At 74.8% G+C, this 25,733-nt stretch carries 23 protein-coding genes; 18 read left to right on the plus strand and 5 right to left on the minus strand.

Annotated features, from left to right (window positions below; translation table 11 throughout):
- Positions 1-70 precede the first annotated feature (70 nt).
- The 4 genes from D7M15_RS15625 (at position 71) to D7M15_RS15640 (ending at position 4,546) form a co-directional block, all read left to right on the plus strand.
- A complete protein-coding gene (locus tag D7M15_RS15625) occupies positions 71-2,398 on the plus strand; it encodes a DNA polymerase III subunit gamma and tau (protein ID WP_165906265.1) in 2,328 nt (775 codons plus the stop codon).
- A 333-nt stretch (positions 2,399-2,731) separates the two neighbouring features.
- Complete coding sequence (locus D7M15_RS15630) at positions 2,732-3,058, plus strand: YbaB/EbfC family nucleoid-associated protein (protein WP_121518075.1); 327 nt, start codon at positions 2,732-2,734, stop codon at positions 3,056-3,058.
- Positions 3,059-3,285: 227 nt separating this feature from the next.
- Positions 3,286-3,885: a recombination mediator RecR gene (gene recR / locus D7M15_RS15635; RefSeq protein ID WP_121518076.1), complete on the plus strand. Its 600-nt coding sequence runs from the start codon at positions 3,286-3,288 to the stop codon at positions 3,883-3,885.
- Positions 3,878-4,546 carry a DUF5063 domain-containing protein gene (locus D7M15_RS15640; RefSeq protein ID WP_121518077.1) on the plus strand — a complete coding sequence of 223 codons (669 nt, stop codon included), beginning with the start codon at positions 3,878-3,880 and terminating at the stop codon, positions 4,544-4,546. Before recR ends, D7M15_RS15640 begins: the two co-directional genes overlap by 8 nt.
- Here D7M15_RS15640 and D7M15_RS15645 read toward each other — a convergent pair.
- Positions 4,527-5,942 carry an ROK family protein gene (locus D7M15_RS15645; protein WP_121518078.1) on the minus strand — a complete coding sequence of 472 codons (1,416 nt, stop codon included), beginning with the start codon at positions 5,940-5,942 and terminating at the stop codon, positions 4,527-4,529. The genes D7M15_RS15640 and D7M15_RS15645 overlap by 20 nt on opposite strands.
- A gap of 52 nt (positions 5,943-5,994) precedes the next feature.
- On the opposite strand from D7M15_RS15645, the gene D7M15_RS15650 reads away from it, so the two are divergent.
- Positions 5,995-7,350, plus strand: a complete 1,356-nt coding sequence (locus D7M15_RS15650) for an MFS transporter (protein ID WP_206337373.1) — start codon at positions 5,995-5,997, stop codon at positions 7,348-7,350.
- A 107-nt stretch (positions 7,351-7,457) separates the two neighbouring features.
- Here D7M15_RS15650 and D7M15_RS15655 read toward each other — a convergent pair whose 3' ends face one another.
- From D7M15_RS15655 to D7M15_RS15665, 3 genes are all read right to left on the minus strand, one after another.
- Positions 7,458-8,399: a hypothetical protein gene (locus tag D7M15_RS15655; protein WP_127201756.1), complete on the minus strand. Its 942-nt coding sequence runs from the start codon at positions 8,397-8,399 to the stop codon at positions 7,458-7,460.
- Between the two features lie 91 nt (positions 8,400-8,490).
- Positions 8,491-8,877, minus strand: coding sequence for a VOC family protein (locus D7M15_RS15660; RefSeq protein WP_240649664.1), 387 nt, complete (start codon positions 8,875-8,877; stop codon positions 8,491-8,493).
- 89 nt (positions 8,878-8,966) lie between these two features.
- Positions 8,967-9,980, minus strand: a complete 1,014-nt coding sequence (locus D7M15_RS15665; RefSeq protein WP_240649325.1) for a helix-turn-helix domain-containing protein — start codon at positions 9,978-9,980, stop codon at positions 8,967-8,969.
- Positions 9,981-10,170: 190 nt separating this feature from the next.
- Here D7M15_RS15665 and htpX point away from each other — a divergent pair, with 190 nt between their 5' ends.
- From htpX to D7M15_RS15710, 9 genes are all read left to right on the plus strand, one after another.
- Positions 10,171-11,079 (plus strand): zinc metalloprotease HtpX, encoded by a 909-nt coding sequence (htpX, locus tag D7M15_RS15670; protein ID WP_121518080.1) that lies wholly within the window; start codon positions 10,171-10,173, stop codon positions 11,077-11,079.
- 10 nt (positions 11,080-11,089) lie between these two features.
- Entirely contained in the window at positions 11,090-11,695 is a 606-nt protein-coding gene (locus tag D7M15_RS15675) for a hypothetical protein (RefSeq protein WP_121518081.1), read from the plus strand.
- A 230-nt stretch (positions 11,696-11,925) separates the two neighbouring features.
- Positions 11,926-12,975 carry a hypothetical protein gene (locus D7M15_RS15680; RefSeq protein ID WP_121518082.1) on the plus strand — a complete coding sequence of 350 codons (1,050 nt, stop codon included), beginning with the start codon at positions 11,926-11,928 and terminating at the stop codon, positions 12,973-12,975.
- Between the two features lie 137 nt (positions 12,976-13,112).
- The gene (locus D7M15_RS15685) at positions 13,113-13,691 is read left to right on the plus strand and encodes a Uma2 family endonuclease (RefSeq protein ID WP_121518083.1); all 579 of its coding nucleotides are present in this window, start codon (positions 13,113-13,115) and stop codon (positions 13,689-13,691) included.
- A gap of 326 nt (positions 13,692-14,017) precedes the next feature.
- Positions 14,018-15,316, plus strand: coding sequence for an aspartate kinase (locus D7M15_RS15690; protein ID WP_121518084.1), 1,299 nt, complete (start codon positions 14,018-14,020; stop codon positions 15,314-15,316).
- 95 nt (positions 15,317-15,411) lie between these two features.
- Entirely contained in the window at positions 15,412-16,440 is a 1,029-nt protein-coding gene (locus D7M15_RS15695) for an aspartate-semialdehyde dehydrogenase (RefSeq protein WP_240649665.1), read from the plus strand.
- A gap of 382 nt (positions 16,441-16,822) precedes the next feature.
- On the plus strand, positions 16,823-17,410 hold the full coding sequence (locus D7M15_RS15700; RefSeq protein ID WP_121518086.1) for a SigE family RNA polymerase sigma factor: 588 nt from the start codon (positions 16,823-16,825) through the stop codon (positions 17,408-17,410).
- Positions 17,407-18,711 (plus strand): DUF4232 domain-containing protein, encoded by a 1,305-nt coding sequence (locus D7M15_RS15705; protein WP_121518087.1) that lies wholly within the window; start codon positions 17,407-17,409, stop codon positions 18,709-18,711. The genes D7M15_RS15700 and D7M15_RS15705 overlap by 4 nt, the downstream gene beginning before the upstream one ends.
- A gap of 73 nt (positions 18,712-18,784) precedes the next feature.
- Positions 18,785-19,687 carry an SURF1 family protein gene (locus tag D7M15_RS15710; RefSeq protein WP_121518088.1) on the plus strand — a complete coding sequence of 301 codons (903 nt, stop codon included), beginning with the start codon at positions 18,785-18,787 and terminating at the stop codon, positions 19,685-19,687.
- Here D7M15_RS15710 and D7M15_RS15715 read toward each other — a convergent pair.
- The gene (locus D7M15_RS15715) at positions 19,578-21,446 is read right to left on the minus strand and encodes a prolyl oligopeptidase family serine peptidase (protein WP_121518089.1); all 1,869 of its coding nucleotides are present in this window, start codon (positions 21,444-21,446) and stop codon (positions 19,578-19,580) included. The two genes, D7M15_RS15710 and D7M15_RS15715, sit on opposite strands and share 110 nt — an antisense overlap.
- A 224-nt stretch (positions 21,447-21,670) precedes the next feature.
- Between D7M15_RS15715 and D7M15_RS15720 the strand changes: the two genes are divergently transcribed.
- The 4 genes from D7M15_RS15720 (at position 21,671) to D7M15_RS15735 (ending at position 25,684) form a co-directional block, all read left to right on the plus strand.
- Positions 21,671-22,084, plus strand: coding sequence for a rodlin (locus D7M15_RS15720; RefSeq protein WP_121518090.1), 414 nt, complete (start codon positions 21,671-21,673; stop codon positions 22,082-22,084).
- Positions 22,085-22,474: 390 nt separating this feature from the next.
- On the plus strand, positions 22,475-23,905 hold the full coding sequence (cbiE, locus tag D7M15_RS15725; RefSeq protein WP_121520846.1) for a precorrin-6y C5,15-methyltransferase (decarboxylating) subunit CbiE: 1,431 nt from the start codon (positions 22,475-22,477) through the stop codon (positions 23,903-23,905).
- The gene (gene cobM, locus D7M15_RS15730) at positions 23,902-24,651 is read left to right on the plus strand and encodes a precorrin-4 C(11)-methyltransferase (protein ID WP_121518091.1); all 750 of its coding nucleotides are present in this window, start codon (positions 23,902-23,904) and stop codon (positions 24,649-24,651) included. Before cbiE ends, cobM begins: the two co-directional genes overlap by 4 nt.
- Positions 24,652-24,811: 160 nt before the next feature.
- Complete coding sequence (locus D7M15_RS15735) at positions 24,812-25,684, plus strand: cobalt-precorrin-6A reductase (protein WP_121518092.1); 873 nt, start codon at positions 24,812-24,814, stop codon at positions 25,682-25,684.
- Positions 25,685-25,733: the final 49 nt, after the last annotated feature.

Below are 25,733 nucleotides of genomic sequence, written 5' to 3' on the forward strand. Positions count from 1 at the left end.
GTGGTGCGGGTGTGCGGTCGGGGGCCGTGGCCGGACCCGGATGTCGGTGGCGGCCTATATCGTCGGTGTCGTGTCGTCCCTCGCCCTGTATCGCCGCTACCGCCCCGAGTCCTTCGCCGAGGTCATCGGCCAGGAACATGTCACCGACCCCCTCCAGCAGGCGCTGCGCAACAACCGGGTCAACCACGCGTACCTCTTCAGTGGGCCGCGCGGCTGCGGGAAGACGACCAGCGCGCGCATCCTGGCCCGGTGCCTCAACTGCGTGCGGGGGCCCACGCCCACGCCCTGCGGGGAGTGCGACTCGTGCCGCGACCTGGCGCGGAACGGCCCCGGTTCGATCGACGTGATCGAGATCGACGCCGCCTCGCACGGTGGTGTCGACGACGCGCGTGAGCTGCGCGAGAAGGCGTTCTTCGGCCCGGCAGCCAGCCGCTACAAGATCTACATCATCGACGAGGCGCACATGGTCACCTCAGCGGGCTTCAACGCCCTGCTGAAGGTGGTCGAGGAGCCGCCCGAGCACCTCAAGTTCATCTTCGCGACGACCGAGCCGGAGAAGGTCATCGGCACGATCCGTTCGCGGACGCACCACTACCCCTTCCGGCTCGTGCCGCCCGGCACCCTCCGCGACTACCTGGCGGAGGTGTGCGCGAGCGAGTCGATCGCGGTGGACGAGGCGGTGCTGCCGTTGGCCGTACGGGCGGGCGCGGGGTCCGTACGGGACTCGATGTCCGTCATGGACCAGCTGCTGGCGGGCGCGGCGGAGGACGGCGTCACGTACGCGATGGCGACTGCCCTCCTCGGCTACACGGACAGCGCCCTGCTGGACTCCGTGGTCGAGGCGTTCGCGACGGGGGACGGCGCGGCGGCGTTCGAGATCGTGGACCGGGTGGTCGAGGGCGGCCACGAGCCGCGCCGTTTCGTCGCGGACCTGCTGGAACGGTTGCGGGACCTGGTGATCCTGGCGGCCGTCCCGGACGCGGTGGAGAAGGGCCTGCTCGAAGCGCCCGGCGACGTCGTCGAGCGGATGCGGAGCCAGGCGGAGGTCTTCGGCGCGGCGGAGTTGAGCCGGGCGGCGGACCTGGTCAACGCCGGGCTGACGGAGATGCGCGGTGCCACGTCGCCGCGGCTCCAGCTGGAGTTGATCTGCGCGCGGGTGCTGCTGCCGGCGGCGTACGGGGACGAGCGTTCCACGCAGGCGCGCCTGGACAGGTTGGAACGGGGCGTGCCCGGCGGTGTCGGCGGCATGGCCGGTGCGCCGGGTGCGGCCGGGATGCCGGGCCCGGCCGTCGCGCCGCCGCCCCCCACGCCCGCACCCGCACCCACGCCCCACGCCCCGGTGGACGCGCCGCCCCCCGCGCCGACTCCGCCCCCCGCCGCCCCGCCCACGCCGCCCCCCGCGGCCGCCGAGCCCGCCCCGGCGGGCGAGGCGCGGCGCCCGGGTGCCTGGCCCGGCGCCACCGCCCCCGCCGGCGCGGGCGCCGGGACCCCGCCCCCCGCGGAGGGCGCGCGCCGACCCGGCGCGTGGCCGGGTGCCGGTGGCGGCGCGGGGGCGAACTCCCCGGCGGCGCCCGCCGGTACGGGCCCGGCCCCCGGCGCGGGTACGGGTGCGGGTACGGCCCCTGCCCCCGGCACGTCGCCAGGACCCGCCGTCAGCGCGGACAGCGCCCAGGGCGCCGCGCAGGTGCGGCAGATGTGGCCGCAGATCCTGGAGGCCGTGAAGAACCGCCGCCGCTTCACCTGGATCCTGCTCAGCCAGAACGCGCAGGTCGCCGGGTTCGACGGTACGACGCTCCAGGTCGGCTTCCCCAACTCGGGCGCGCGGGACAGCTTTTCGAACGGCGGCAGCGAGGACGTACTCCGCCAGGCCCTCTCCGACGCCCTCAACGTGCAGTGGAAGGTCGAGGCCATCGTCGACCCGTCGGGCGGCGCGGGCCACGGCCAGCCGGAGGGCGGCCGGGGCGGCGGCTTCGGCGGAGGTCACGGCGGTGGCCACGGTGGTGGCCAGGCCCCGCCGCCGGGCGGCGCCGGTACGGGAGGCTTCGGCGCGGGCGGTACGGGCGCGGGCGGCGCACCGGGCCCCGGCCCCGGCGCGGGCCCGGCGTTCCCGCCGGGGCAGCCGCCCCAGGCGCCGCCCGGCGGCTCCGGCCCGACCGGCGGTGGCGGCGGCGCGGCCGGTGCGCGCCAGGCCCTGGCGTCGGCGCAGGCCGCCCCCGCGGCCCCGGCCGCACCGGCCGGGGGCCCGGCGGCCTCGGCGCCCGCGCCGCGTCCGGCGTACGACGACGACATGCCCGCCGAGGACGACGCGGACCTGGACGAGTCGGCCCTGTCCGGCCACGACCTGATCGTCCGCGAGCTGGGCGCGACGGTGATCGAGGAGCTGCACCACGACGGGTGAGCGCCGTCGGACGCGTTCGCGCGGACGGCCGCGCCCGTCGCCCGTTCCGGTGAACGGCCGGGGGACGTACGGCCGTTGCGCGCGGTACGGGAGCCGGGCCGGGCGGACCGTACGCGCGCCCAGCACGTTCCCGCACGCCCCCAGCCCCCGTACGTCACCTCCGCGCCGTGCCACCGCCCCGCCCGCCCCCCGCCGCGCGTCGAACGCCCCCTTCCCGAGGGAAACCGGGCGGAACGGACCACCGCGGCGGCGCACCACGTAGGCTCGGGCGCGGACATACGTCGTCGACGAGCCAGGAGCCCAGTCGTGATTCCCGGTGGTGGCCAGCCCGACATGCAGCAGCTGTTGCAGCAGGCCCAGAAGATGCAGCAGGACCTCGCCGCGGCGCAGCAGGAGCTGGCCGAGACGCCCGTCGAGGGGAGTGCGGGCGGCGGCCTGGTGAAGGCGACCGTGAACGGCTCGGGCGACCTCCAGGGCCTCGTCGTCGACCCGCAGGCGGTGGACACGACGGACGCCACCGCCGAGGAGGTCGCGGAGACCCTCGCGGACCTCGTCGTCGCCGCCGTGCGCGACGCGAACGCCGCCGCGCAGGCGCTCCAGCAGGAGAAGCTCGGCCCGCTCGCGCAGGGGCTCGGCGGCATGCCGGGGATGCCCTTCTAGGGACATCGCCTGGGCCGCCCGCCCGGACGGTCCCAGGCGCGTCGCCCGGACATCGCCTAGTCGGAGGCTGCTCCGGGCAACTACGGTACGGATACGGTACGGAGAGCTGTTCCGGCGGTGTTCCGGCCGGTGCGCGGCGTGCCGTGCGCCGTGCCCGTACGCTCCGCGCGCCACGCGACGCGGGGAACCGTCGAAGCGTGGTCCGGCGAGAGGAAGGAGGGAGATCCGTGTACGAAGGCGTGGTCCAGGACCTGATCGACGAGTTGGGCAGGTTGCCCGGCGTCGGTCCCAAGAGCGCGCAGCGGATCGCGTTCCACATCCTCCAGGCCGAGCCCGCCGACGTCCGGCGCCTCACGCACGTGCTCGCGGAGGTGAAGGACAAGGTCCGCTTCTGCGCGGTCTGCGGCAACGTGGCGCAGGAGGAGCGCTGCCGCGTCTGCGCCGACCCGCGCCGTGACCCGGCGGTCATCTGCGTGGTCGAGGAGTCGAAGGACGTCGTCGCGATCGAGCGGACGAGGGAGTTCCGCGGTACGTACCACGTGCTGGGCGGCGCCATCAGCCCGATCGACGGCGTGGGCCCGGACGACCTGCGGATACGGGAGCTGCTGGCCCGGCTCGCGGACGGTTCCGTCACCGAGCTGATCCTCGCCACCGACCCGAATCTGGAGGGCGAGGCCACGGCGACGTATCTCGCGCGTCTGGTCTCCGCCATGGGCCTGAAGGTCACCCGCCTGGCCAGCGGTCTCCCTGTCGGGGGAGATTTGGAATATGCCGACGAGGTCACGCTTGGGCGGGCCTTCGAGGGGAGGCGAACGCTGGATGTCTGACGCCACGCTGAACTCGATCAAGGACGACCCCGACGACTTCGCCGTGCAGATCGCCGACCAGGTCGAGAGCTTCCTCGTCTCGGTCGCCGAGGTCGCGAAGGGCGACGACCCGGACAGCGCGGTCCCGTACCTGCTGCTGGAGCTGTCCCAACTGCTCCTCGCCGGTGGCCGGTTGGGCGCGCACGAGGACATCCTGCCGGACGAGCGGTACGAGCCGGACGTCGGTCCCGAGGCGGACGTCGACGAGATGCGGCTGCGGCTCGCCGCGCTGCTGGAGCCTATCGACGTCTACACCGAGGTCTTCGACCCGTACCAGCCGCGCAGCGCGCCGGTCGCCTGCCGGATCTCCGACGACCTCGCGGACGTCGTCACCGACCTGCGGCACGGCATGGCGCACTACCGCGCGGGGCGGGTGACCGAGGGCCTGTGGTGGTGGCAGTTCTCGTACCTCTCCAACTGGGGCCCCACCGCCTCCGCCGCGCTGCGCGCCCTCCAGTCCCTGGTCGCGCACGTACGGCTGGACACGCCGCTGGACGAGCTGAACGGCCTCGACACCGACAGCAACGCCGAGGGCGACGACGGCGAGCTGGAGGCGGAGGCCGGAGCGGTGATGGCGGCGGAGATCGCCGCGCCGCTGGGCATCAAGCCGGGCCGCTCGTAGGGCCGTCGCCGCCGGTACGGGCCTCGGCGGTGGTACGGGCGTCACCGGCCGCCGTCGGCGCCGTACGGCCCCGGGTCCCGGGTCCCGTACGCCAGGCCGCCAAGCCCTCCGGGGTGAGGAACGCGTCGAAGACGGCCTCCATCGCCCCGGTCAACGGCCCGCCGTGCGCGCCCGGTCGGCGGTCCGCGCCGAGCGCGGAGGGGACGACGCGGGCGGGCGCGCGGCGATGGACGTCCATCAGACCGTCGAGGTAGGCGGCCGTGAGGGTGTCCCCGGCGAGCGCGTGGAGCGGGACGCCGAGGCCGGAGAGGGTGACGGCTTCGGGGTCGAGGGCGTTCACGAGGTTGCCGATGCCCGTGCCGAGGGCGTGCGCGGTCGCCTCGACGGCGGCCACGGCGGCGGCCCCGGACAGCGGGACGTCCCCCACGTCGGCACCGCCCGCCCCTGACGGTTCCGTCCCTGCCGCCCCTGCCCCGCCTCCCGTACGCCCCGCGCGTACCTCCCGCTCCGCCCGCGCCCGCGCGAGGATGCGTTCCGCCGTGTCCCAGCCGCGTCCGCCGCCCGCTTCGAGGCCCGCGTGCTGCAGCAGCGCGTTCCCGCCGACCTCCAGCCCCCAGCACCCGCGCGCCCCGCAACGGCAGCGCCCGTGCCCGCCGGTGAGCCGCATGTGCCCGAACTCGCCCGCGGTGGCCGTGGCCCCGTCGAGCGGTCTGCCGTCGACCAGCAGCGCGCCCCCGAGGTCGAACGCCACGTGCAGGTGCACCCCGACCCCGACCCCGCGCAGCGCCCCGCGGCGCGCCTCGGCGAGCCCGGCGAGGCGGGCGTCGTTGCCGAGGTGGAGCGGCGGGGCGTACGGGCCGAGGGCGAGCAGGGCGGCGACGTCCACGTCGCGCCAGCCGAGGTGCGGGATGTCCAGCAGCCGCCCGCCGCGTACGGGCCCGGCGGCCGACATGCCCACGCCCACGACGCGCGTCCCGGCCTCCCCGGCGAGCTGTTCGCGTACGGCGGCGCCCAGCGGCCGTAGCGCGCCCCCGGGGGTGCCGTCGTGCGGGCGTCCGGCGACGACGGTGGTGGCGTGCCCGCCGAGGGGGCAGAGGGCCAGGTCCCAGGTGTCCTCGCGCAGGTCGACGGCGAGGGCGAGCGGGCCGTACGGGTGCGGGCCGGGCACCTGGGTGGGGCGTCCGCGGGCGGGGGCGGCGGCAGGGGCCTCGTCGAGCAGCCGTTCCTCGTGGAGCCCGGCGACGAGGACGGAGGCGGTGCCGCGGGCGAGGCCGAGTTCGCGGGTGAGGCGGGAGCGGGTACGGGTCGCGCCGCAGTCGTGCACGGCGCGCAGGAGACGTACGCGGTTGTGTTCGCGGAGTTGGCCGCTGGTCCGAGCCGGGGCGTCGTCGTTCACGGGGTCATTGTGGCCCCTGTGCGGAGGCCCCTCGCCGCATTATGCTCTTGGCGTGAACATAAAAGCCCCCGCGCCTTCCGCGCCCGACGCCGCCGCGCGCCGCGCGCGCGGCGGAGTCTTCGCCTTCTTCGCACTCAACGGCTTCGTCATGGGCATGTGGGCGTCCGGACTGCCCGCCCTCGACGACCGGCTCGGCCTCGGCCCAGCGCGGCTCGGCTCCGTACTGCTGCTCGTCTCCGGCGGCGCGCTGGGCTCGATGCTCGTCGCCGGACGGCTCGTCGACGCCTGGTCCAGCGCGCGGATCTGCCGGGTGGCCGGACCGCTCTCGGCCGTCGTGCTCCTCGGGCCCGCGCTGGCCGGTTCGTACGCCACGCTGGCGGTGCTCGCCGTCGTCTTCGGGCTGGGCGTCGGCATCATCGAAGTGGCCATGAACGCCCACTCGGTGGAGGTCGAGCACCGCTACGGGCGGCCGATCGTGTCCGCGTTCCACGGCGTGTGGAGCCTCGGCGGCGCGGCGGCGGGCGGTCTCACCACGCTCGGCCTGAAGGCCGGTGCCGACGGGCGGACGCTGCTGGTCGCGGTGGCGCTGGTGGTCCCGCTGGCGTTCGTACCGGCCGCGCGGGCGCTCCTGCCGGGGGCGCCGCCCACGCCGGACGGCGCGGCGGCGGGCGCCGCCGACCCGAAGGGGGACGGCGGCGGGAACGGCTCCGGGTTGCGCTGGGGGCTCGTCGCCCTGCTCGGCGTCGTGGCCTTCTCCGGGCACATGAGCGAGGGCGCGGCGATGGACTGGGCCGCGCTGCACGCCCGTTGGGTGCTCGACGTGGACGCGTCCGTCGCCCCGCTCGCGTACATGGTGTTCGCCGTGGCAATGACGACCGTACGGCTGCTGGGCGACCCCGTACGCGCCCGGCTCGGCGCCGTCCGTACGATCCGCCTCGCCGGGCTGCACGCCTGCGCGGGGTACGTACTGGTGCTGGCCGCGCCGTTCGCCCCCGAACCGCTGCGCGTGGTCTGCGCGTGGACGGGCTGGGCGTGCGCGGGGATCGGGCTGGCGACGGTGGTGCCGGTGCTGTTCAGCACCGTCGGCGCCGCGGGCGGCTCCGTGGGGCGCGCGCTGGCGCTGGTCACGGCGTGCGGCTACACGGGGCTGCTGCTGGGGCCCGCCGTCCTCGGCTACGTCGCCGAGCACACCTCGCTGCGCGTCGCGCTGGTGATCCCTACGCTGACGGCGTTCCTGGTGGCGCTCGTCGGCAGCCCGGCCGTACGGCGCCTGCTGGCCGTGGAACGGCCGTCGCGCACGGTCCGTACGGGTACGGGCGCGGGCTCGGGCTCGGGCTCGGGCTCGGGCTCGGGTGACGCCGGAGGCGGCGCCCCCGGTGGCGTACGGGCGGGGAGCGTCGACGGCTGAACGCAGGGCGGCGGCCGTACGGCACGGGCGCCGGGGCGCGGGTCACCCCGCTGCCCCGGCGCCCGCGTACCCGCCGCACCGTGTGCCGTACGCCGCCCGGACGGTTCCTAGGCCGCGCCCTCGATCTCGTCGTGCTCCTCCAGCCGCGGCTTCGCCGCCAGCCGCAGGTGCGGTTTCACGGGCTCCGGTGCCGCTTCCGGCTCCTCGGCCTCCTCCGACGCGGACTCGGCCTCGGCGGCGACCTCGGTGTCCGCCCCGGCCGTCACCGGCTCCGGCACGGCTTCCCGTTCCGCCGCCGCGTCGTCGACCAGGGCGTCGTCGGCCTGGTCCTCCAGCTCGGCCTGGACCACCGGGTCCGGCGTCTCGCGCTGCGCCTCGTCGACCTCGGTCCAGCTGTCCGCGCCGTGGCCGTCCTCCTCCAGCTGCTGGAGGATGAGCCGCGCCCGCGCGTCGCCCGCGACCGCGGCCGCGCGCATCCACGTGAACGCCTCAGTGGCGTGGGATTCGTGGGCGGTCTGGTCGGTGGCCTTCTCCGCGCGCTCGAAGGAGAGCACGGCCAGCTCGCGCGCGCAGGCCCCGTGGCCGCGCTCGGCGCCCTGGCGGAGCCACTCGTCGGCCTCGACGTCGAGGCCGCGCTCACGGAGCGCGATGCCGAGGTACTCGCAGCAGCGGTCGTCCTGGAGCTCGCGTGCGGCCATCCGCCACCAGCCCTCGGCGGCCTCCGTACGTCCCTCGCTGCGGAGCTGCGTCCCCGGGCCGTGGGCCCGGAGCCCGGCCCGCAGGGACTTGAGGCGCCACCACCACAGCAGGGCCTCGGTGTACTGCCCGTCGCAGCAGAGCGCGAGGACCATACCGGCGGTCGCGTCGTTGTTGCCGCCTTCTGCCATCTCGCGCCATATGGCCATGGCTTCCGGCAGATTGTCCTGTTCGTAGTGGGACTGGGCTATGTCGTTGCGCACGCTGGATATCGGGTCGGCGAGGTTGTTGGTGTCCTTCTTCTCCTCGGCTCGCCGATCCGGTCCCTTACTCCTCTTGAACCAGCTCGTCATGTTTCCCCTGTGCTCTGTCCCCGGGTTGTGACAAGGACAGCAGATGCTCACCGCGCTGGCCAGAGGACATAGAGGGAGGAACCGGGAGAGTTCAACGGATCGACGGCTGAGGTTCCCCCGCGTACACACCGAATGACCACATGTTGCCCTCGGGGTCCTTGATCGAGAACTCCCTGTTCCCGTAGTCCTGGTCCGCGATCTCGCGGACCATCTCGACGCCCGCGGCGCGCAGTCGCGCGTGCAGCGCGTCGACGTCCGCCGTCACGACGTACGCGCCGAACGTGCCCGGCGGCTGCGACCACGCGGCGTCCTTCCGGTACGAGCCGAGCATCACGCCGCCGCCCTCCGGCCAGTCGAGTTGGGCGTGCGCCACCCGGTCGCCGTCCGCGTGCACGGCGGTGCGCAGGAAGCCGACGGTGCCGGTCAGGAAGTCGATCAGCGCGGACGCGTCGTGGGCCTGGAGGCACGGCCACACCATCGGGGGCCGCGCCGCCGTCGTGTCGGCCGTGGGCGCGGTGGGGGCGGTGTCCGCCGGGGTCGTCCCGTGCGTTTCGTTCGCGGGTGTGTTCATGGGGCCCACTCTTCGTCGTTCCGGTGTCCGCCCGCTTGGATATTCCGGTGCTCCTCGGCGATCCACGCTGTCGGGCTCAACCCCGTGAACTGCCGGAAGTCCCGCACCAGGTGCGGGTGGTCGTAGAAGCCGCAGTCCGCGGCGACGGCGGACAGGTCGAGCCGCGCGCCGCCCCGCAGCGTGTCCGCGATCCGCCGTCGCGCGTGGTCGAAGCGCATCAGGCGCCCCGCCTCCTTCGGTCCGACCCCGAACTCCCGCCGGAACAGCGTGCTCAGCTGTCGCGGGCTCAGCGCCACGTGCGCCGCCAGCCCGTCCACCGAGGCGGCCCCCCGGTGCCGCGCCAGCCAGCGCCACGCCTCGGCCACCTCGGGCCGTACGCCCGCACCGGCCGCGTCGCCCGCGCCGGGGGCGTGGTGTTCCGTACGGGCGCGCAGATAGCCGGTGAGGACGGCGAACCGCTCGTCCCAGCCGTCCAGCGCGCACAGCCGCTCCCGTACGCGGGCGGCCTGCGCGCCGAGCACGTCCGCGCCGTCCGCCGTCAGCCGGTGCAGCTCGGCGGCGGGCATGCCGGTGAGGGCGCGGGCGGCGAGGGGGTGCACGGCGAGCTGCACGCCCGCCTCGCGGCGCGGGCGGCGTACGAACGCCGGTGTGCGGTGCAGTCCGGCGAGGAGGACGTCCGCGCGGTACGCGTCCGGGCCGCGCGCCTGCTCGGCCGTGTCCCCGCTGACGACGGGCTCGTGGAGGGAGAAGATCAGCGTCAGGTACGGCGAGGGCAGGCCGCGGTGCAGCGGCTCCCGCGCGGGGTCCCCGGGGTGGTGCGTGGAACGGCCGTCCGGCGCGCGGCCCGCCGCCTCGCGTTCCACCTCGTAGCCGACCGTGGACGCCACCATGCCGCCGAGTCCGGGCAGCCGCGGGGCGCGGACGAAGGCGTACGGGTCGGCAGCCGTCCCCGCCTCCGCCCGCGCGTCCGGGCTCCGCCGGGGGCGCGGGCCCGTCGCGTTCGCAGTCATGCGGCAAGTATGCGGCGGGCCACCGACATCCGCCCGACGCCCGTTCGCCGCCCTGCGTGCGCCCGTTCGCCGCCCGCGCCCGGTGGCACCGCAGTGACCCGCAGAGAGTCTTTATCGCCAGAAAACAGGCAAGGCGTACAGTCCGGAGAAGAGGGTGCATTCCCGCCCGCGAGCGCGACCGGAGGGCCCCATGGCAGCAGCGCGTACCCGCTTCGCCCCGGACCGGGGGCTCACCAGCCGCATGGTGGCGACGATGTTCCTGATCGGACTGCTGTACGTCGTCCTCGTCGGCGGGCTGCTCGTGGTCGCGAAGGGCGCGTGGCCCCTGGTGGTGCTGCTCGCGGGCGGGATGTTCGTGGCGCAGTTCTGGTTCAGCGACCGGATCGCGGCGTACAGCATGGGCGCCCGCGAGGTCACCCCCGAGCAGGCGCCGGAACTGCACGGCGCCGTCGACCGGTTGTGCGCGCTGGCGGACATGCCGAAGCCGCGCGTGGCCGTCGCCGAGTCCGACGTGCCGAACGCCTTCGCCACCGGCCGCAACCAGCGCAACTCCCTCGTCTGCGCCACCACCGGCCTGCTGCGGCGGCTGGAGCAGGACGAGCTGGAGGGCGTGCTCGCGCACGAGTTGTCCCACGTGGCGCACCGCGACGTGGCGGTGATGACGGTGGCGTCGTTCCTCGGCGTACTGGCCGGGACCCTCACCCGTGTCGCGCTGTGGAGCGGCCTCGCACGCGGCGGCCGGAACAGCAACCTCGGCCCGCTGGTCCTGCTCGTGCCGCTGGTCAGCGCGGTCGTCTACGCGTTGAGCTTCCTGCTGACCCGGCTCCTCTCCCGCTACCGCGAGCTGACCGCCGACCGCGCCGCCGCGTTCCTCACCGGGCGCCCGTCGGCGCTCGCCGCGGCGCTGACGAAGATCAGCGGGCAGATGGCGCGCATCCCGACGCGGGACCTGCGGCAGGCCGAACCGTTCAACGCCTTCTACTTCGCGCCCGCCCTCGCCGCCCGCGGCGGCATGGGACGGCTCCTCTCCACCCACCCGACGCTGGAACAGCGCCTGGACCAGCTGAGCCGCATCTCGGCGCAACTCGGCCGACCGTAGGGGGACGCGCGTGGGATTCCTGGACAGGCTCCTCGGCCGCTCCGAGCCGGTACGCCCCGACCTCGACCGCCTCTTCGCCCTGCCGTCCGCGGCCGTCACCCTGCGGGCGGCCGCCGGCTTCGCGCCGACCGGCCTCGGCTCCGTCTGCTTCGCCAGCGTCGAGGGCGGCGCGTTCGCCCGGCTGCGGCAGGACGTACGGGAGCTGCTGGACGCGGACACCGAACGCGGGGGCGTACCCGTGGAGTTCAGCAGGGACGCGTACGGCTACACCTGGCTGCTCTCCCGGCATCCCGCCGACGCCCCGGAGGACACCGTCAACGACCTGCACGCCGTCAACACGCTGCTCCAGGACGGCGGTTTCGGGCCGCAGCTGCTGTGCTCCCTGATGGGCTTCGCGCGCGTGGGCGACGGCCGTCCGCTCGCGCTCGTCTACCTCTACAAGCGCGGCACCTTCTATCCCTTCGCCCCGATCCCCGGCTCCGGGGGCGACGGCCCCGGAGCCGGGAAGCGGGACAACGCGCTGGAGCTGGAGGTGCGCGCCACGGTGGCGGACGACCTCCGCGTCGAGCCGGACCTGTCGCGCTGGTTCCCCGTATGGGGCGCCCCCGGACTGTGAACGGGTGGCCGCGCGGAAACACGTGACAGCGCGCGTGGGAACACATGACAGGGCGCGCGGAAGACGCGTCCGCGCGCGCGGCGCGTTTTCGGGCTCCCTCCGCACACTCTCCGCTCCGCGTCCCGGCCCGCCTGTGCGCGATCCGCGGGTGACGGACGGCCGCCGGGAGTTTGCCGTTCCGCGTCCGGGAAACAGCGGCCACCAGCCCGAACGCAAGGAGGATGACGACGATGGACCTCGCGAGCCTGCGCCCCGTGTACGAGCACGACGGCCCCTTCGCCACCGTCTACCTGGAGGGCCGCGCGCCCGGCGAGGACGCCGCGCAGCAGGTGCGGCTCCGCTGGCGCGCCCTGCGCGAACGCCTGGAGGCGGACGGCGCGGACGCGCGCGCGGTGGACGCCGCCGAGGAGGCGATCCGTACCGGCACCCCCGGTGCCGACCAGGCCGACGGCCGCGTCGTCGTCGCCCACCCGGAGGCCGGTGTCGTCCTGGACGAGCGCTGGGACGCCGCCCTCGGTACGGGCGACGCCGCGTACTGGGGCCACCTCCCGGAGCTGGGCGCGTACGGTCGCGAGGCGGCCCGCGCCGTACGGGCACTGGTCGTACTCGCCGACCAGGAGGGCGCGCAGGTACGGCAGGAGGTCGTCGCGGAGCAGCACACGCCGCAGGTGCGCGCCGAGGAGGACGTCGCGGGCGGCGCACAGGAGGGCGTGCACAAGCCGCGGGAGGGCGGCCTCTCCCACCGGGTGATCCACCACCGCGCGGAGAACGCCGTCAGCCGCAACGCGCAGGACGTCGCCGACCACGTGGCCCGTACCGCCGAGTCCTTCCACCCGCGCGTGGTGATCCTCGCGGGCGAGGTGCGGGCCCGCGCGGCCGTACGGGACGCGCTGCCCGCGTCGTTGCACGTCCCCGTGGCCGAGACGTCCCGCGGCGGCGCGGGCGCGGGCGCCTCCGACGAGGCGCTGGACGACGAGGTGCTGCGGATCGCCGCGCACGAGAGCACATCCGACGCGGAGCACCGCGTCGAGCAGCTGCGCAGCGGCCTCGCCCACGACCGCGCGGCCGAGGGCGGCCGGGCCGTCGCCGCCGCCGCGGAGATGGGCGCCGTGGACACGCTGCTGCTGGAGGACGGTGCGGTGGCGGCCCGCGAGGCGTTCCTGCTGCGGCACTGCGCGGACAGCTCCGCCACCCTGGCGGTCGCCCCGGCGGGGACGGGCCTGAAGGACGGGGTCGGCGCACTGCTGCGCTTCCCGCTGGAGCAGTCCACGCCGGGCTGAACCGGCCGCTCCCCCCAGCCGTTCCGAGCGCGTACGCGGTCACTCCGCGTACGCGCTCACCCGTCCGGGCGAACGGTGGCCGGTCTCCGACGGGTAGCCTGAAGCGGTCGGCCAGTATCCCGCCCATGGGAGCAACGATGAGTGTCGAGCCCGAGTACGAGTGGCCGCAGCCGCCGGTGGGCGGCTACACCGCCGACGACCTGGACCGGCTCCCCAATCTGCCTCCGCACACGGAGCTGATCGACGGGAGCCTCGTCTTCGTGAGTCCGCAGTCCAAGTTCCACATGCGTGCGATGCGTGTGCTCGAGGGGTGCCTGGTGCAGGCCGCTCCCGAGGAGTACGAGATCGTGCGGGAGATGACCATCGGCCTCGGTCGGAACAACAGGCCCGAGCCGGACCTCATGGCGGTGCGGGCCGAGGCGGACACCGGCCTGCGACAGACCACCTACGCCCCCGAGGACGTGCTGCTCGCCGTGGAGGTCGTGTCGCCCGACTCGGTGGACCGCGACCGGGACGCCAAGCCGCGCAAGTACGCGGCGGCGGGCATCCCGCACTTCTGGCGGGTGGAGGACGACGGCGGGCGGCCCGTCGTGTACGTCTTCGAGCTGGAGCCGGCGACCCGCGCGTACGTCGTCACGGGCGTCCACCGGGACGAGCTGAAGGTGACCGTGCCGTTCCCCGTCGTGATCGATCTCGCCGCCGTCGACCGCCGCTGACCGCCGCCGACCTCCCCCGTCCCGTACGAGGAGGCCGTACGCCGGGTCCGTCCGGCGGGTCCCTGTGAGGTGCCGCACGTTTCCGTGTGCAATGTCCGGGAGCGGGGCAGGGTCGTTGCCGGGCGGGTGCGACGAGGCTCCCGCCCACTGCGTTGTGCCCGGCCGGATCTCCGGCCCGTGGCCGGCGGGGCGGCCGTCCGTGGACGGCTCCGCCGCCCGTCTCACAGCGTGAGAGCGGCGGGGTCCTGCCCGCCCGCTCGGTAAACTGAGCCGTACGCGGACCCCGGCCGAAACGGGTCCCGGTGAGTTTCGAGGAGCGAGCACACGTGGGCCTTGTCGTGCAGAAGTACGGCGGCTCCTCCGTTGCCGATGCCGAGGGCATCAAGCGCGTCGCCAAGCGGGTCGTCGAAGCCAAGAAGAACGGCCATCAGGTCGTCGTGGTGGTCTCGGCGATGGGTGACACGACGGACGAGCTGATCGATCTCGCGGGAGAGGTGTCCCCGGTCGCGTCCGGGCGCGAATTCGACATGCTGCTGACCGCCGGGGAGCGCATCTCCATGGCGCTGCTGGCGATGGCGATCAAGTCGCTGGGGCACGAGGCGCAGTCGTTCACCGGCAGCCAGGCGGGACTGATCACGGACTCCGTGCACAACAAGGCGCGGATCCTCGACGTGACCCCGGGGCGTATCCAGAGCTCCGTGGACGAGGGCAACATCGCGATCGTCGCCGGGTTCCAGGGCGTCTCGCAGGAGAGCAAGGACATCACGACCCTCGGTCGTGGCGGTTCGGACACCACGGCGGTGGCGTTGGCGGCAGCGCTGGAGGCGGAGGTGTGCGAGATCTACACCGACGTCGACGGGGTGTTCACCGCCGACCCGCGCGTGGTGAAGAAGGCGCGGAAGATCGAGTGGATCTCGTTCGAGGACATGCTGGAGCTGGCGAGTTCGGGCTCCAAGGTGCTGCTGCACCGTTGTGTGGAGTACGCGCGGCGCTACAACATGCCGATTCACGTACGGTCGTCCTTCTCCGGCATGCGGGGCACTTGGGTAAGCAGCGAGCCGCCGGGCGGTCGCGACGGGCAGAGCGGACAAGGGGAACAGTCGATGGAACAGGCGCTCATCTCCGGGGTCGCGCACGACGCCTCGGAGGCGAAGGTCACGGTCGTCGGGGTGCCGGACAAGCCCGGTGAGGCCGCGCTGATCTTCCGGGCGATCGCGGACGCCGAGATCAACATCGACATGGTGGTGCAGAACGTCTCCGCCGCGACCACCGGCCTCACGGACATCTCGTTCACGCTGCCGAAGACCGAGGGCCGCAAGGCGATCTCCGCGCTGGAGAAGGCGCAGGCCGGTATCGGCTTCGAGTCGCTGCGCTACGACGACCAGGTCGTGAAGATCTCGCTCGTCGGCGCCGGGATGAAGACCAACCCGGGCGTCACCGCGACGTTCTTCGAGGCGCTGTCCAACGCGAACGTCAACATCGAGCTGATCTCCACCTCCGAGATCCGGATCTCCGTGGTGACCCGCGAGGACGACGTGAACGAGGCCGTACGGGCCGTGCACACCGCGTTCGGCCTCGACAGCGAGACCGACGAGGCCGTCGTCTACGGAGGCACCGGCCGGTGACGTCCACTCCCACGGACAGCGGCGGTTCCGGCGCTGGTCACGGCGCCGGTTCCGGCGGCGGACCGCGCGCCGTCGACCACGGCGGCAAGCCGACCCTGGCGGTCGTCGGGGTGACCGGCGCCGTCGGGTCGGTGCTGCGCGGGCTGCTGTCCGAGCGGGAGAACGTGTGGGGGGAGATCCGGCTGATCGCGTCGCCGCGTTCGGCCGGTACGAAGCTGGCGCTGCGCGGTGAGCAGGTCGAGGTGCTGGAGCTCACCGAGGAGGCGCTCGACGGCGCGGACGTGGTGCTGCTGCACGTGCCGGAGGAGCTGGCGCAGCGCTGGGCGCCGGTCGCGGTGTCCAAGGGCGCGGTGGTGGTGGACAGTTCGGCGGCGTTCCGCGCCGACCCGGACGTGCCGCTGGTCGTCCCGGAGGTCAACGGGCACACGGCACGCGTCCGTCCGCGCGGCATCGTGGCCCATCCGGACTGCGTCACCCTCGCCATGATCGTCGCGGTCGGCGCGCTGCACTCGGAGTGGGGCCTCGACGAGCTGATCGTCTCCTCGTACCAGGCGGTCTCCGGCTCCGGCCCCGAGGGCGTACGGGCGCTGCGCGAGCAACTGGCCCTGGTGGCGGGCTCGGAGCTGGGCACGAAGCCGGGGGACGTACGGCGTGCGGTGAGCGGGACCGCGCCGTTCCCCGCGCCGATCGCGTTGAACGTCGTGCCGTTCGCGGGTGAACTCGCCGCCGACGGCTGGACCTCGCAGGAGCTGCGGCTGCGCGACGAGACGCGCAAGGTGCTGGATCTGCCCCGGCTGCGGGTGCACGCGACGTGCGTACGGGTGCCGGTCGTGACCGGGCACTCGCTGTCGGTGCACGCGCGGTTCGAGAGCGAGGTGTCGGTGGCGGCGGCGCACGAGATCCTGGCGAACGCGCCCGGGGTGGTGCTGTGCGACGACCCCGCCGAGGGCGAGTTCCCCACGCCCGCCGACGTGGCGGGCACCGACCCGACGTGGGTCGGCCGGGTGCGGACCTCGCCGGACGACCCGCGGGTGCTGGAGTTCTTCGTCTGCGGCGACAACCTCCGCAAGGGCGCCGCCCTCAACACGGTGCAGATCGCGGAGTCCGTCGCGGCCGGGCTCTGAACGGGCCGCCCCCGGGGGGCCTTTCTCGGGGCCCCTCCGCAGGGACCGCGCACAGTCGTGAAGGAACTGTGACCAGCCGACAGGTCCAGACCGTTGGTGGTCGGCGCGTAGGGTGATCCCGAATTCGCTCTCCCTCTCCGCAACCGGCGGTCGGCGGGGGAGCGTCTTTGATGTAACCGAAATCTCCGTTGTCAGGGCACGGGCCGCTGCGAGTTTTTGGGTCACGGGAAGAGCTGGTACGCGTGAGGGCGATTGATGCGGAAAGCAGGCGGGGCGCTCAGGCGTACAACCCTGACGGGGGGATGGGTGTCCAACAGGCGTGGCAGAGGTACTCAAGTTCGCGACAGCTCCCGGGCCCGGCGTACGCGTCGGCAGCGGAGGCATGCCCGTGATCGCGCCGTGGTCGGCGACCCGGCCGGGGCAGCATCCCGCGTCTGTGCAGACGGAACGCGGGGGCGCTGACGACGCGATGACAGCGGGCACCACAGTCGATCACCTCACCGAGACCTACCGCACCCACTACCGTTCGCTCCTCGGGCTCGCGGCGCTCCTCCTCGACGACACCGCGTCGTGCGAGGACGTCGTCCAGGAGGCGTTCATACGGGTGCACTCCGCGCGCAAGCGCGTCCGCGACCCGGAGAAGACCCTCGCGTACCTGCGGCAGACGGTCGTCAACCTGTCGCGTTCCACGCTGCGTCGGCGCATCCTCGGCATGAAGCTGCTGTCGAAGCCGATGCCGGACATGGCGAGCGCGGAGGAGGGGGCGTACGACCGGATAGAGCGCGACGAGCTGAAGAAGGCGCTCCGCGGTCTGCAACGGCGCCAGCGCGAGGTGCTGGTGCTCCGCTACTTCGCGGACATGACCGAGTCGCAGGTCGCCGACGTGCTGGGACTCTCCCTCGGCTCGGTGAAGGCATACGGTTCCCGCGGTATCGCCGCGCTCAGAGTTGCCATGGAGGCGGCCTCATGAGTGACCGTGGTGAGGGTGCCGAGAGGCACGGCCCCGAGCGGAACGAGCCGGGCGGCCACGACGAACTCCCCCTGTCCGGCGCGCGGTCGGACGCGGACGGCGACGACGGTACGGAGGCGGGCCACGACGGCGCTGCCGGTACGGTCCCGGGCCGCGACGCCGCCGACGACACCCTGGTGGACGGCGCCCCCGTGGTCGGGGCCGGCTCGGACGGCGGCGGGAGCCCCCGTACCGGCGAGGACCCGGCCGACCTCGACGAGTTGACGCTCCGCCGTCTCCTGCACCAGACGGTCGGTGACCTGGAACCGTCCCCCGACACCCTCGAACACCTCCACCGCGCCGTACCGCACCGCCGCGCCCGTAAGCGGCAGGCGCTGGTCGGCGCGGCGGCGGCCGTCGTCCTCGGTGGCGCGGCGATACCCGCGGTGCTGCACACGGACCTCGTGCCGGGCGGCGGCGGGGAGAAGCCGATCAGCGCGGCCAGCCACTCCGAGACCCGCGGCCCCGGCGAGGAGCACGGCGGCCGGACCGGCGGCAGCGACGCGCAGAGCCCGCAGCCCGGCGAGGAGACGGCGGGCGAGGAGGGGCAGGAGACCGCGGGCAGCGACTCCGCCTCCCCGACGGCGGGCGGCGACAGCGAGGGCACGGCCACCGCCGACATCTACGCCTCGGCGCCCACCTGCGCGCCCGACCAGCTCGGCCAGGGCACGGCAGACGTCGGGCAGCCGGACGGCGAGGGCCGTATCTACGGCTCGTTCGAGGTCACCAACACGTCGGCGGACCCCTGCGCGGTCGAGGGCGAGGGCATCGTCGGCGTCAGCGCGCTCGGGCGCGCCAACAAAGGCAACCTCCAGGTCGTCGACCACATCGCGGGCGACGGCACGGCGCTGCCCGATCCCGGGGTGGCGGCCGAGGAGCTGGTGCTCCAGCCCGGCGACGCGTACATGGTGAAGTTCGCCTGGGTGCCCCGCGAGGGCGGCGGCCAGACCGGCTGCGACACGGCCACCTCGCCGCCGCCGGAGAGCGGCGACACCTCGGAGGGCGGCGACGGCACGCCCGCTTCGGGGCAGCCGTCCGAGGGCGGCGACGGCACCCCGGACGCCAGTGGCGGTTCGGGCACGTCGGGCGGCGGTACGAACGGGGGCGGCGGTTCGGACGGCGGCAACGGCGGTCCGGGCGGCGGCGCGGGCGTCTCCGTGAGCCACACCCCGGACGTCGGCCCCTCGGCGGCCGCGAGCACCGTACTGCCCGGCGCGTGCGCGGGCACCGTCTACCGTACGGGCGTGATCGCCGCGTCGTGACGGCCGCGCGCGGGGGCGGCCCACCGGCCGCCCCGGAGGCGGGCGGCGGGCGGGGGAGCCGTACGGTGGGGATGTGTACCGGTTCCTGCTGACCCCGCGGTGGTGGGGGATCAACCTCTTCGTGGTGCTGTCGATCCCCGTGTGCCTCTTCATGGGCACCTGGCAGCTCGGCCGCTTCGACGCGCGCGTGGACAACCACCGCGAGCAGGAGCGCGCCGCGGCCGAGGCCGACCACGCGCGTGCCGAGCCGCTGGCCGGGCTGCTGCCGGTCACGCAGGAGACCAGCGGCCGTACGGCGCGGGTGACCGGGCGGTACGACGCGCGGCACCAACTCCTCGTCCCGGACCGTCGGTTGGACGGCGCGCGCGGCTTCTACGTGCTCAGCCTGCTGCGTACGGCGGACGGTGGCGGCGCCCGGTCGGACGCCCCCGCCCTGCCCGTCGTACGCGGCTGGCTCCCCGGCGACGCCGACCCCGCGCGCGTACCCGAGCTGCCGCGCGGCGAGGTGACGGTGACCGGCGCGCTCCAGGCGCCCGAGTCGCAGGGCACCACGGGCGCCACGCCGGGCGGCCTGCCGGAGGGGCAGCTCGGCATCATCAGCGACGCGACCCTGGTGAACCTGGTGCCGTACGGGGTGGAGCGCGCCTGGATCACGCTGCGCGACGCGGCGGCGCCGATGAAGCCGGTGCCGCCGGTCGCCCCCGCCAACTCGGGCCTCGACATGAAGGCCTTCCAGAACCTGGGCTACACCGCCGAGTGGTTCGTCTTCGCGGCGTTCGTGGTGTTCATGTGGTTCCGGCTGTTCCGGCGCGAGGTGGAGCTGGTGCGGGACGCCGAGCTGGGCCTGCTGCCCGACGTCCCGCGGGTCAGCGGCCCGTCGGGCCCGGCTGGCCGGCCGGACCCGGCTGATCCGTCGGACCCGTCGGCGTCCCCAGATGACGGGTCGCGAACTCGATCTCCAAGCGGAGCTGCTTGATCCGCTCCTCCACGACCAGCGAGCCGTGGCCCGCGTCGTAGCGGTAGACCTCGTGCGGGTGGTCCCGCCCGGCCAGCCGCTCCACGTAGTTCTCCACCTGCCGGATCGGGCAGCGCGGGTCGTTGACGCCCGCCGAGATGTAGACGGGCGCGCGCACCCGGTCGACGTACGTCAACGGGGACGACGCCGCGTACCGCTCCGGAACCTCCTCCGGGGTGCCGCCCAGCAGCGTGCGGTCCAGGGACTTGAGCGCCTCCATCTCGTCCTGGTACGCCGTCACGTAGTCCGCCACCGGCACCGCCGCCAGCCCGACCGCCCACGCGTCGGGCTGCGTGCCGAGGCCGAGCAGCGTCAGGTAGCCGCCCCAGGAGCCGCCCGCCAGCACCAGCCGCTCCGGGTCCGCGAGGCCCGACGAGACCGCCCACTCCCGTACGGCCGCCACGTCCTCCAACTCGATCAGGCCCACGCGGTGCTTCAACGCGTCCGTCCAGGCCCGCCCGTAGCCCGTCGAGCCGCGGTAGTTGACGCGTACGACCGCGAAGCCGTGGTCCACCCAGGCCGCGGGCTGGCTCGCGAACGCGTCGCTGTCGTGCCAGGTCGGGCCGCCGTGCACGTCGAACACCGTGGGGAACGGGCCCTCGCCCGCCGGCCGCTGCACCAGCGCGTGCACCGTGCCGCCCGGACCCTCCACCCAGGCGTCCTCGACCGGCACGGACGGCGGCGCCTTCATGCCCGGCGGGTCGAGCACGACCTCGCCCGTCGTGGACCGCACCTGCGGCGGCAGGGCCGCCGACGACCACAGGTACTCGACGGTGCCGTCCGGCCGCGCCGTCGCGCCCGACACCGAACCGTCCGGGGTCGGCACCCGTACGAGGTCGCCGGTCGCCGTCTCGTACCGCCACATCTCGCTGCGCGCCTGGTGGCTGTGGACGACGAGCAGCGCGCTGCCGTCCGGATACCACTCGGCGCCGACATCGCCCGGCAGGTCGATCGCCAGGTCCGTGGTCTCCCCGGTCAGCGGGTCCCAGATCATCGGCTCCCAGCGGCCCCGCCGCTGGTGCCCCACGAGCAGGCGGCTGTCCCCGGCGACGGGCGCGAACCCCAGCACCGTCAGGCCCAGTTCGCGGGTGCCGCCCGCCGAGTCGTCCAGTTCCGCGACGGTCGTGCCGTCGGGCCGGACCACGCGCAGCGCCGAGTGCATCGCGTCGCCGTGCTCGGTGTGCTCCACGGCGACCAGCCCGCCGTCGTGGCTCAGGTCACCGACGCCCGCGGACTCCGCGTGCCGGTAGATCTCCACGGGCTCGGCCCCGGGCCGTACGACGTGCAGCGTCGAGCCCTCCTCGTCCGTGGAACGGCCCACCACGGCGCCGCCGTCGCGGCCGAGCGCGAGCCCCGCCGGGTAGGCGGCGGCCAGGCCGGGCGTCGCGGGCTCGTCGTCGCCGCCGCCGAACGGCTGGCGCATCCACACGCCGAACTCGTCGCCGTCCGTGTCCGAGAACCACCAGATCCACTCGCCGTCCGGGGTGAGGACGCCGTCGGTGGTGCCGTTCGGCCGGTCCGTGACCTGCCGCTGCCCGCCGGTCGCGCGGTCCCAGGCGTACAGCTCGAAGGTGCCGGTGGCGTTCGAGACGAACAGCGCCCGGTCCGGGGCGTCCTCCGCCCAGTCGGGCAGGCCGGTACGGGGGGCGCGGAACCGCTTCTCCCAGTTCGGCAGGGCGTCGGCGGGGTCGCTGCCCGTGGGTTCTGTCTGCTGCGTCATGCGCCCATTCTCCGTCCCGTACGTCGCCGTGCCGCGCCCCGGGGTGCCGCGGGTGCGGCCGTACGCGGGCGGCGGGGCCAGGGGGGAACGGGTAGCCCGGCAAGTACGCCCATGTGGGTGCCCAAACGGAGCCGTACGAGTGAAGGCCGAGAACTTCCGGCGGGTGGCGCAGTTGTTCAGTGCGCTCCGGCAGCGGGGCATTCCATGATCCGGAAGGAAGACTCGTGCTCAAGAAGGTTCTTGCTACGGCTGCTGTGGCCGCCTCCGTCGTCGGTGTCAGCGGTGCCATCGCGGCCCCCGCCATGGCGGTGGGTGACGAACACGGTGGCCAGGAGTCCGTCACCGGCAACGGCTCGATGGAGATGTACGGCAACACCACCACGGGCGGGAAGATGAGCCCGAACATGGCGCTGGTCAACGGCTCCCTGAACAACGTCTGCGTGGGTGTCCCGATCAACAAGGTGGACGCCACCAGCCTGGTCGGCCTCGTGCCGGTCGGCGTTCAGGACCTGCTCACCAGCTCCAACAACCAGAACTGCGCGGACAACTCCACGCAGATCGACGGCGACGACCCGCTGTCGCACCTTCTCGAGGACATCCCGGTCCTCTCCGAGAACGGTGCCAACACGGCCAGCTGACGGCCTCACGCTCCCGGGCCGCCGACCCCCCTCGGCGGCCCGGGTACAGCACCCCGGGCCCGGACGGCCGCCTTGTCGGCCGTCCGGCCGGGACAGCACCACAACGGGTCCGGTCCCTCCCTCCAAGCGACCGGTGACCCCGCCCCCCACGGCCCCCCGGGCCGGAACGTTCCGTTCCGAGCCGGGGGGCCGTCGCGTGCGCGGGCGGAGCCGCGCCGTACAGTGCGGAGACGTCCCAGGTCGCCGCCGTACGCCGGTGCCCTCCGCACCCTCGGCGCCGTACGGCGCTCCCCCGCGCGGAGCGCGCCGACGCCGTACGCGGTGGCCGTACGCTCCCGCCGGAGGCGTGCCCGCCGCCCTCCGTGCGCCGAACGACTGAGGTTGCCCACCGTGAACTCCGCGCCTGTGCCGGACGCTTCGGACGCGCCCGTGGTGGTCACCGTCGTCGGCATCGGCGCCGACGGGTGGGGCGGGCTCACCGACGCCTCGCGTGACGTGCTGCGCGCCGCCGGTGTCGTGGTCGGCGGCCCCCGGCAACTGGCGCTGCTGCCGCCGGAGTGCGTGGGGGAGCGTGTGCCGTGGCCGTCGCCGCTGCGCCCCGCCGTACCGGGACTGGCCGCCGCCCACCGCGACCGCGGGCTCGCGGTGCTGGCCAGCGGCGACCCCCTGTTCCACGGCATCGGGCGCACCCTCGTCGACGTCCTCGGGGCGGACGCGGTGCGGGTGCTGCCGCACCCGTCCTCCGTGTCGTACGCCTGCGCCCGGCTCGGCTGGGCCGTGGAGGACACCGTCGTCGTCACGGTCGTCGGGCGCCCGACGGCGCGGCTGGCGGCCGCCCTCCACGACGGACGGCGGGTACTCGTCCTCAGCGCCGGGTCCGCGACCCCGGCCGAGGTCGCCGCGCTGCTGCGCGCGCGGGGCTTCGGGCCCAGCCGGTTGCGGGTGCTGGAGCAGTTGGGCGGGGCGCGCGAGCGGAGCCGGGAGGGGACGGCGGACACGTGGGGCGGCGTCTCCGAGGGTGCCGCTTCCGCGGGCGCGGGCACGGGTGCGGGCGCGGGGAGCGGTGCGAGCGGGCCGGTCGACCCGCTGAACGTCGTCGCCGTCGACTGCCGCCGCGCCCCCGACGCCCTCCGCCTCGGCGCCGTACCGGGCCTGCCCGACGCCGCGTACGAGCACGACGGCCAGCTCACCAAGCGCCACGTGCGCGCCGCCACCCTCGCCGCCCTCGCGCCCGCCCCCGGCGAACTGCTGTGGGACGTCGGCGGCGGCTCCGGCTCGATCGCCGCGGAATGGCTGCGTACGCACCCCTCGTGCCGCGCCGTCAGCGTCGAACGGGACCCGGAACGGGCGGCCCGTATCGCCCGGAACGCCGACACGCTCGGCGTCCCCGGCCTCGACGTCGTCACCGGCGCGGCGCCCGCCGCGCTCGACGGACTGCCCACGCCCGACGCGGTGTTCGTCGGCGGCGGGCTCACCGCGCCCGGCCTGCTCGACGCCTGTTGGGCGGCGCTGCCCGAGGGCGGGCGGCTCGTCGCGAACACGGTGACGCTGGAGTCCGAGGCGCTGCTCGCGGACTGGTACCGGCGGCACGGCGGCGAACTCGTACGCCTCGCCATCGCACACGCCGTACCCGTCGGCGGGTTCACCGGCTGGCGGCAGGCGATGCCCGTGACGCAGTGGTCCGCCGTACGCGGGCCACATGCCGTGGGGGACGGGCGTGGTGCGGGTGCGGGTGCTGGCGTGGCGGCTGGTGCGGGTGGGGGAGACAGGGCGGCCGGGGCCGCCGTAGGCGAAGGGACCGGAGGCGGCGCGACACCATGACCGTGTACTTCATCGGCGCCGGACCGGGCGCCGCCGACCTGATCACCGTGCGCGGCGCGCGTACGCTCGCCGCCTGCCACGTCTGCCTGTACGCGGGCAGCCTCGTACCGCCCGAACTGCTCGCCGAGTGCCCGCCCGGCGCACGCCTCGTGGACACCGCGCAACTCGACCTGGACGAGATCACCGCCGAGTTCACGCGCGCGCACGCCGCCGGGCACGACGTGGCGCGGCTGCACTCCGGCGACCCGTCCGTGTTCAGCGCCGTCGCGGAGCAGATGCGGCGGCTGGACGCGGCGGGCGTGCCGTACGAAGTGGTGCCGGGCGTGCCCGCGTTCGCCGCTGCCGCCGCCGCCCTCAAGCGCGAACTGACCGTGCCCACGGTCGGGCAGACCGTCATCCTCACGCGCGTCGCCCAGCGTGCCACGGCCATGCCCGAGGGCGAGGACCTGGCGACGCTCGGCCGCAGCGGCGCGCTCCTCGTACTGCACCTGGCGACCGGCTACGCCGACCGCGTCGCCGCCGAACTCCTCCCGCACTACGGCGCGGACTGCCCCGCCGCCGTCGTCGCCCTCGCCAGCCGCCCCGGCGAACTCGTCCTGCGCGGCACCCTCGCGGACATCGCCGACCAGGTCCGGGAGGCGGGCGTGAAGCGTACGGCGGTGATCCTCGTCGGACGTACGCTCGCGGCGGAGCACTTCGGTGACAGCCACCTCTACTCGGCGGCGAGGCACCGACCGGGACGCTGAGCTCGTCCGAGCGTTCGCGGAGGAACGTTCGCGGAGGGGTCTCCGCAAACGGACCTTCGCGGAGGGTTCTTTGCGAAGAACCCTTTGCGGAGGGTTCTTCGCGGACGACTCTTCGCGGACACTTCCGTGCAGACGCCGCCCACCCACGAGAGGCCGCCGGATGCCCGCCGCTCCCCGGACCCCCGAACCGTCGCCCCCCGCGCGGGAGGCGTTGCGACACGTGCTGATCCTCGGCGGTACGACCGAGGCGCGTCGTCTCGCCGAGGTGCTGCACGCCGACCACTCCGCCGCGGACGGCTCCGACCCGGACGGCGTCCGCGCGCGCGGTGGCGGGCTGCGGGTGACGACCTCCCTCGCGGGGCGCGTCGCCCGGCCCGTGCTGCCGCCCGGCGAGGCGCGGACCGGTGGCTTCGGTGGCACCGAGGGGCTCGTACGCTGGCTGCGCGAGCACCACGTGCACGCACTTGTCGACGCCACCCACCCCTTCGCCGGGACGATCAGCCAGCACGCGGCCCGCGCCGCCGCTGCCGCCCGCGTCCCGCTGCTCGCCGTGCGCCGACCCGGCTGGGTCCCCGGCGAGGGCGACGACTGGCACCCGGTGGACTCCCTGGAGGAGGCCGCCGCGCTGCTCCCCACGCTGGGGCGGCGGGTGTTCCTGACGACGGGACGTACGGGACTCGCCGCGTTCACCGGGCCGGAAGGGCGGGACGGCCCGGACGGGCAGCACGGCCCGGACGGGCTGTGGTTCCTCGTACGGTCCGTGGACCCGCCGGAGGGCGAGCTGCCCGCGAACGCCGAAGTGCTGCTGGACCGCGGCCCGTTCACGCTCGACGGGGAACGCGCCCTGCTGCGCGCGCACCGCGTCGACGTGCTCGTCACCAAGGACAGCGGCGGCGCCGCCACCGCCCCGAAGCTCACCGCCGCGCGCGAGGCGGGGCTGCCGGTGGTGGTCGTACGGCGGCCCGCGCCACCCGAGGGCGTACGGGCCGTGGCCACGGCCGAGGAGGCGGCCCGGTGGGTACGGGGCGGGTGAGGCGGCGGGTCCGGCCCCACGCCCCCCGGCCCCTCCCGGCCCGCCCCGC

It is taken from the genome of Streptomyces sp. Z26 (assembly GCF_003665095.1).
Taxonomy (GTDB): domain Bacteria; phylum Actinomycetota; class Actinomycetes; order Streptomycetales; family Streptomycetaceae; genus Streptomyces; species Streptomyces phytohabitans.

Coding starts and splice junctions, on each gene's coding strand:
- D7M15_RS15630 (WP_121518075.1), top strand. CDS start 2,732: ATGCAGCAGCTGTTGCAGCAGGCCCAGAAGATGCAGCAGGACCTCGCC.
- D7M15_RS15640 (WP_121518077.1), top strand. CDS start 3,878: ATGTCTGACGCCACGCTGAACTCGATCAAGGACGACCCCGACGACTTC.
- D7M15_RS15655 (WP_127201756.1), bottom strand. CDS start 8,399: ATGACGAGCTGGTTCAAGAGGAGTAAGGGACCGGATCGGCGAGCCGAG.
- D7M15_RS15660 (WP_240649664.1), bottom strand. CDS start 8,877: ATGGTGTGGCCGTGCCTCCAGGCCCACGACGCGTCCGCGCTGATCGAC.
- D7M15_RS15665 (WP_240649325.1), bottom strand. CDS start 9,980: ATGACTGCGAACGCGACGGGCCCGCGCCCCCGGCGGAGCCCGGACGCG.
- htpX (WP_121518080.1), top strand. CDS start 10,171: ATGGCAGCAGCGCGTACCCGCTTCGCCCCGGACCGGGGGCTCACCAGC.
- D7M15_RS15680 (WP_121518082.1), top strand. CDS start 11,926: ATGGACCTCGCGAGCCTGCGCCCCGTGTACGAGCACGACGGCCCCTTC.
- D7M15_RS15685 (WP_121518083.1), top strand. CDS start 13,113: ATGAGTGTCGAGCCCGAGTACGAGTGGCCGCAGCCGCCGGTGGGCGGC.
- D7M15_RS15700 (WP_121518086.1), top strand. CDS start 16,823: ATGCCCGTGATCGCGCCGTGGTCGGCGACCCGGCCGGGGCAGCATCCC.
- D7M15_RS15705 (WP_121518087.1), top strand. CDS start 17,407: ATGAGTGACCGTGGTGAGGGTGCCGAGAGGCACGGCCCCGAGCGGAAC.
- D7M15_RS15715 (WP_121518089.1), bottom strand. CDS start 21,446: ATGACGCAGCAGACAGAACCCACGGGCAGCGACCCCGCCGACGCCCTG.
- cobM (WP_121518091.1), top strand. CDS start 23,902: ATGACCGTGTACTTCATCGGCGCCGGACCGGGCGCCGCCGACCTGATC.
- D7M15_RS15735 (WP_121518092.1), top strand. CDS start 24,812: ATGCCCGCCGCTCCCCGGACCCCCGAACCGTCGCCCCCCGCGCGGGAG.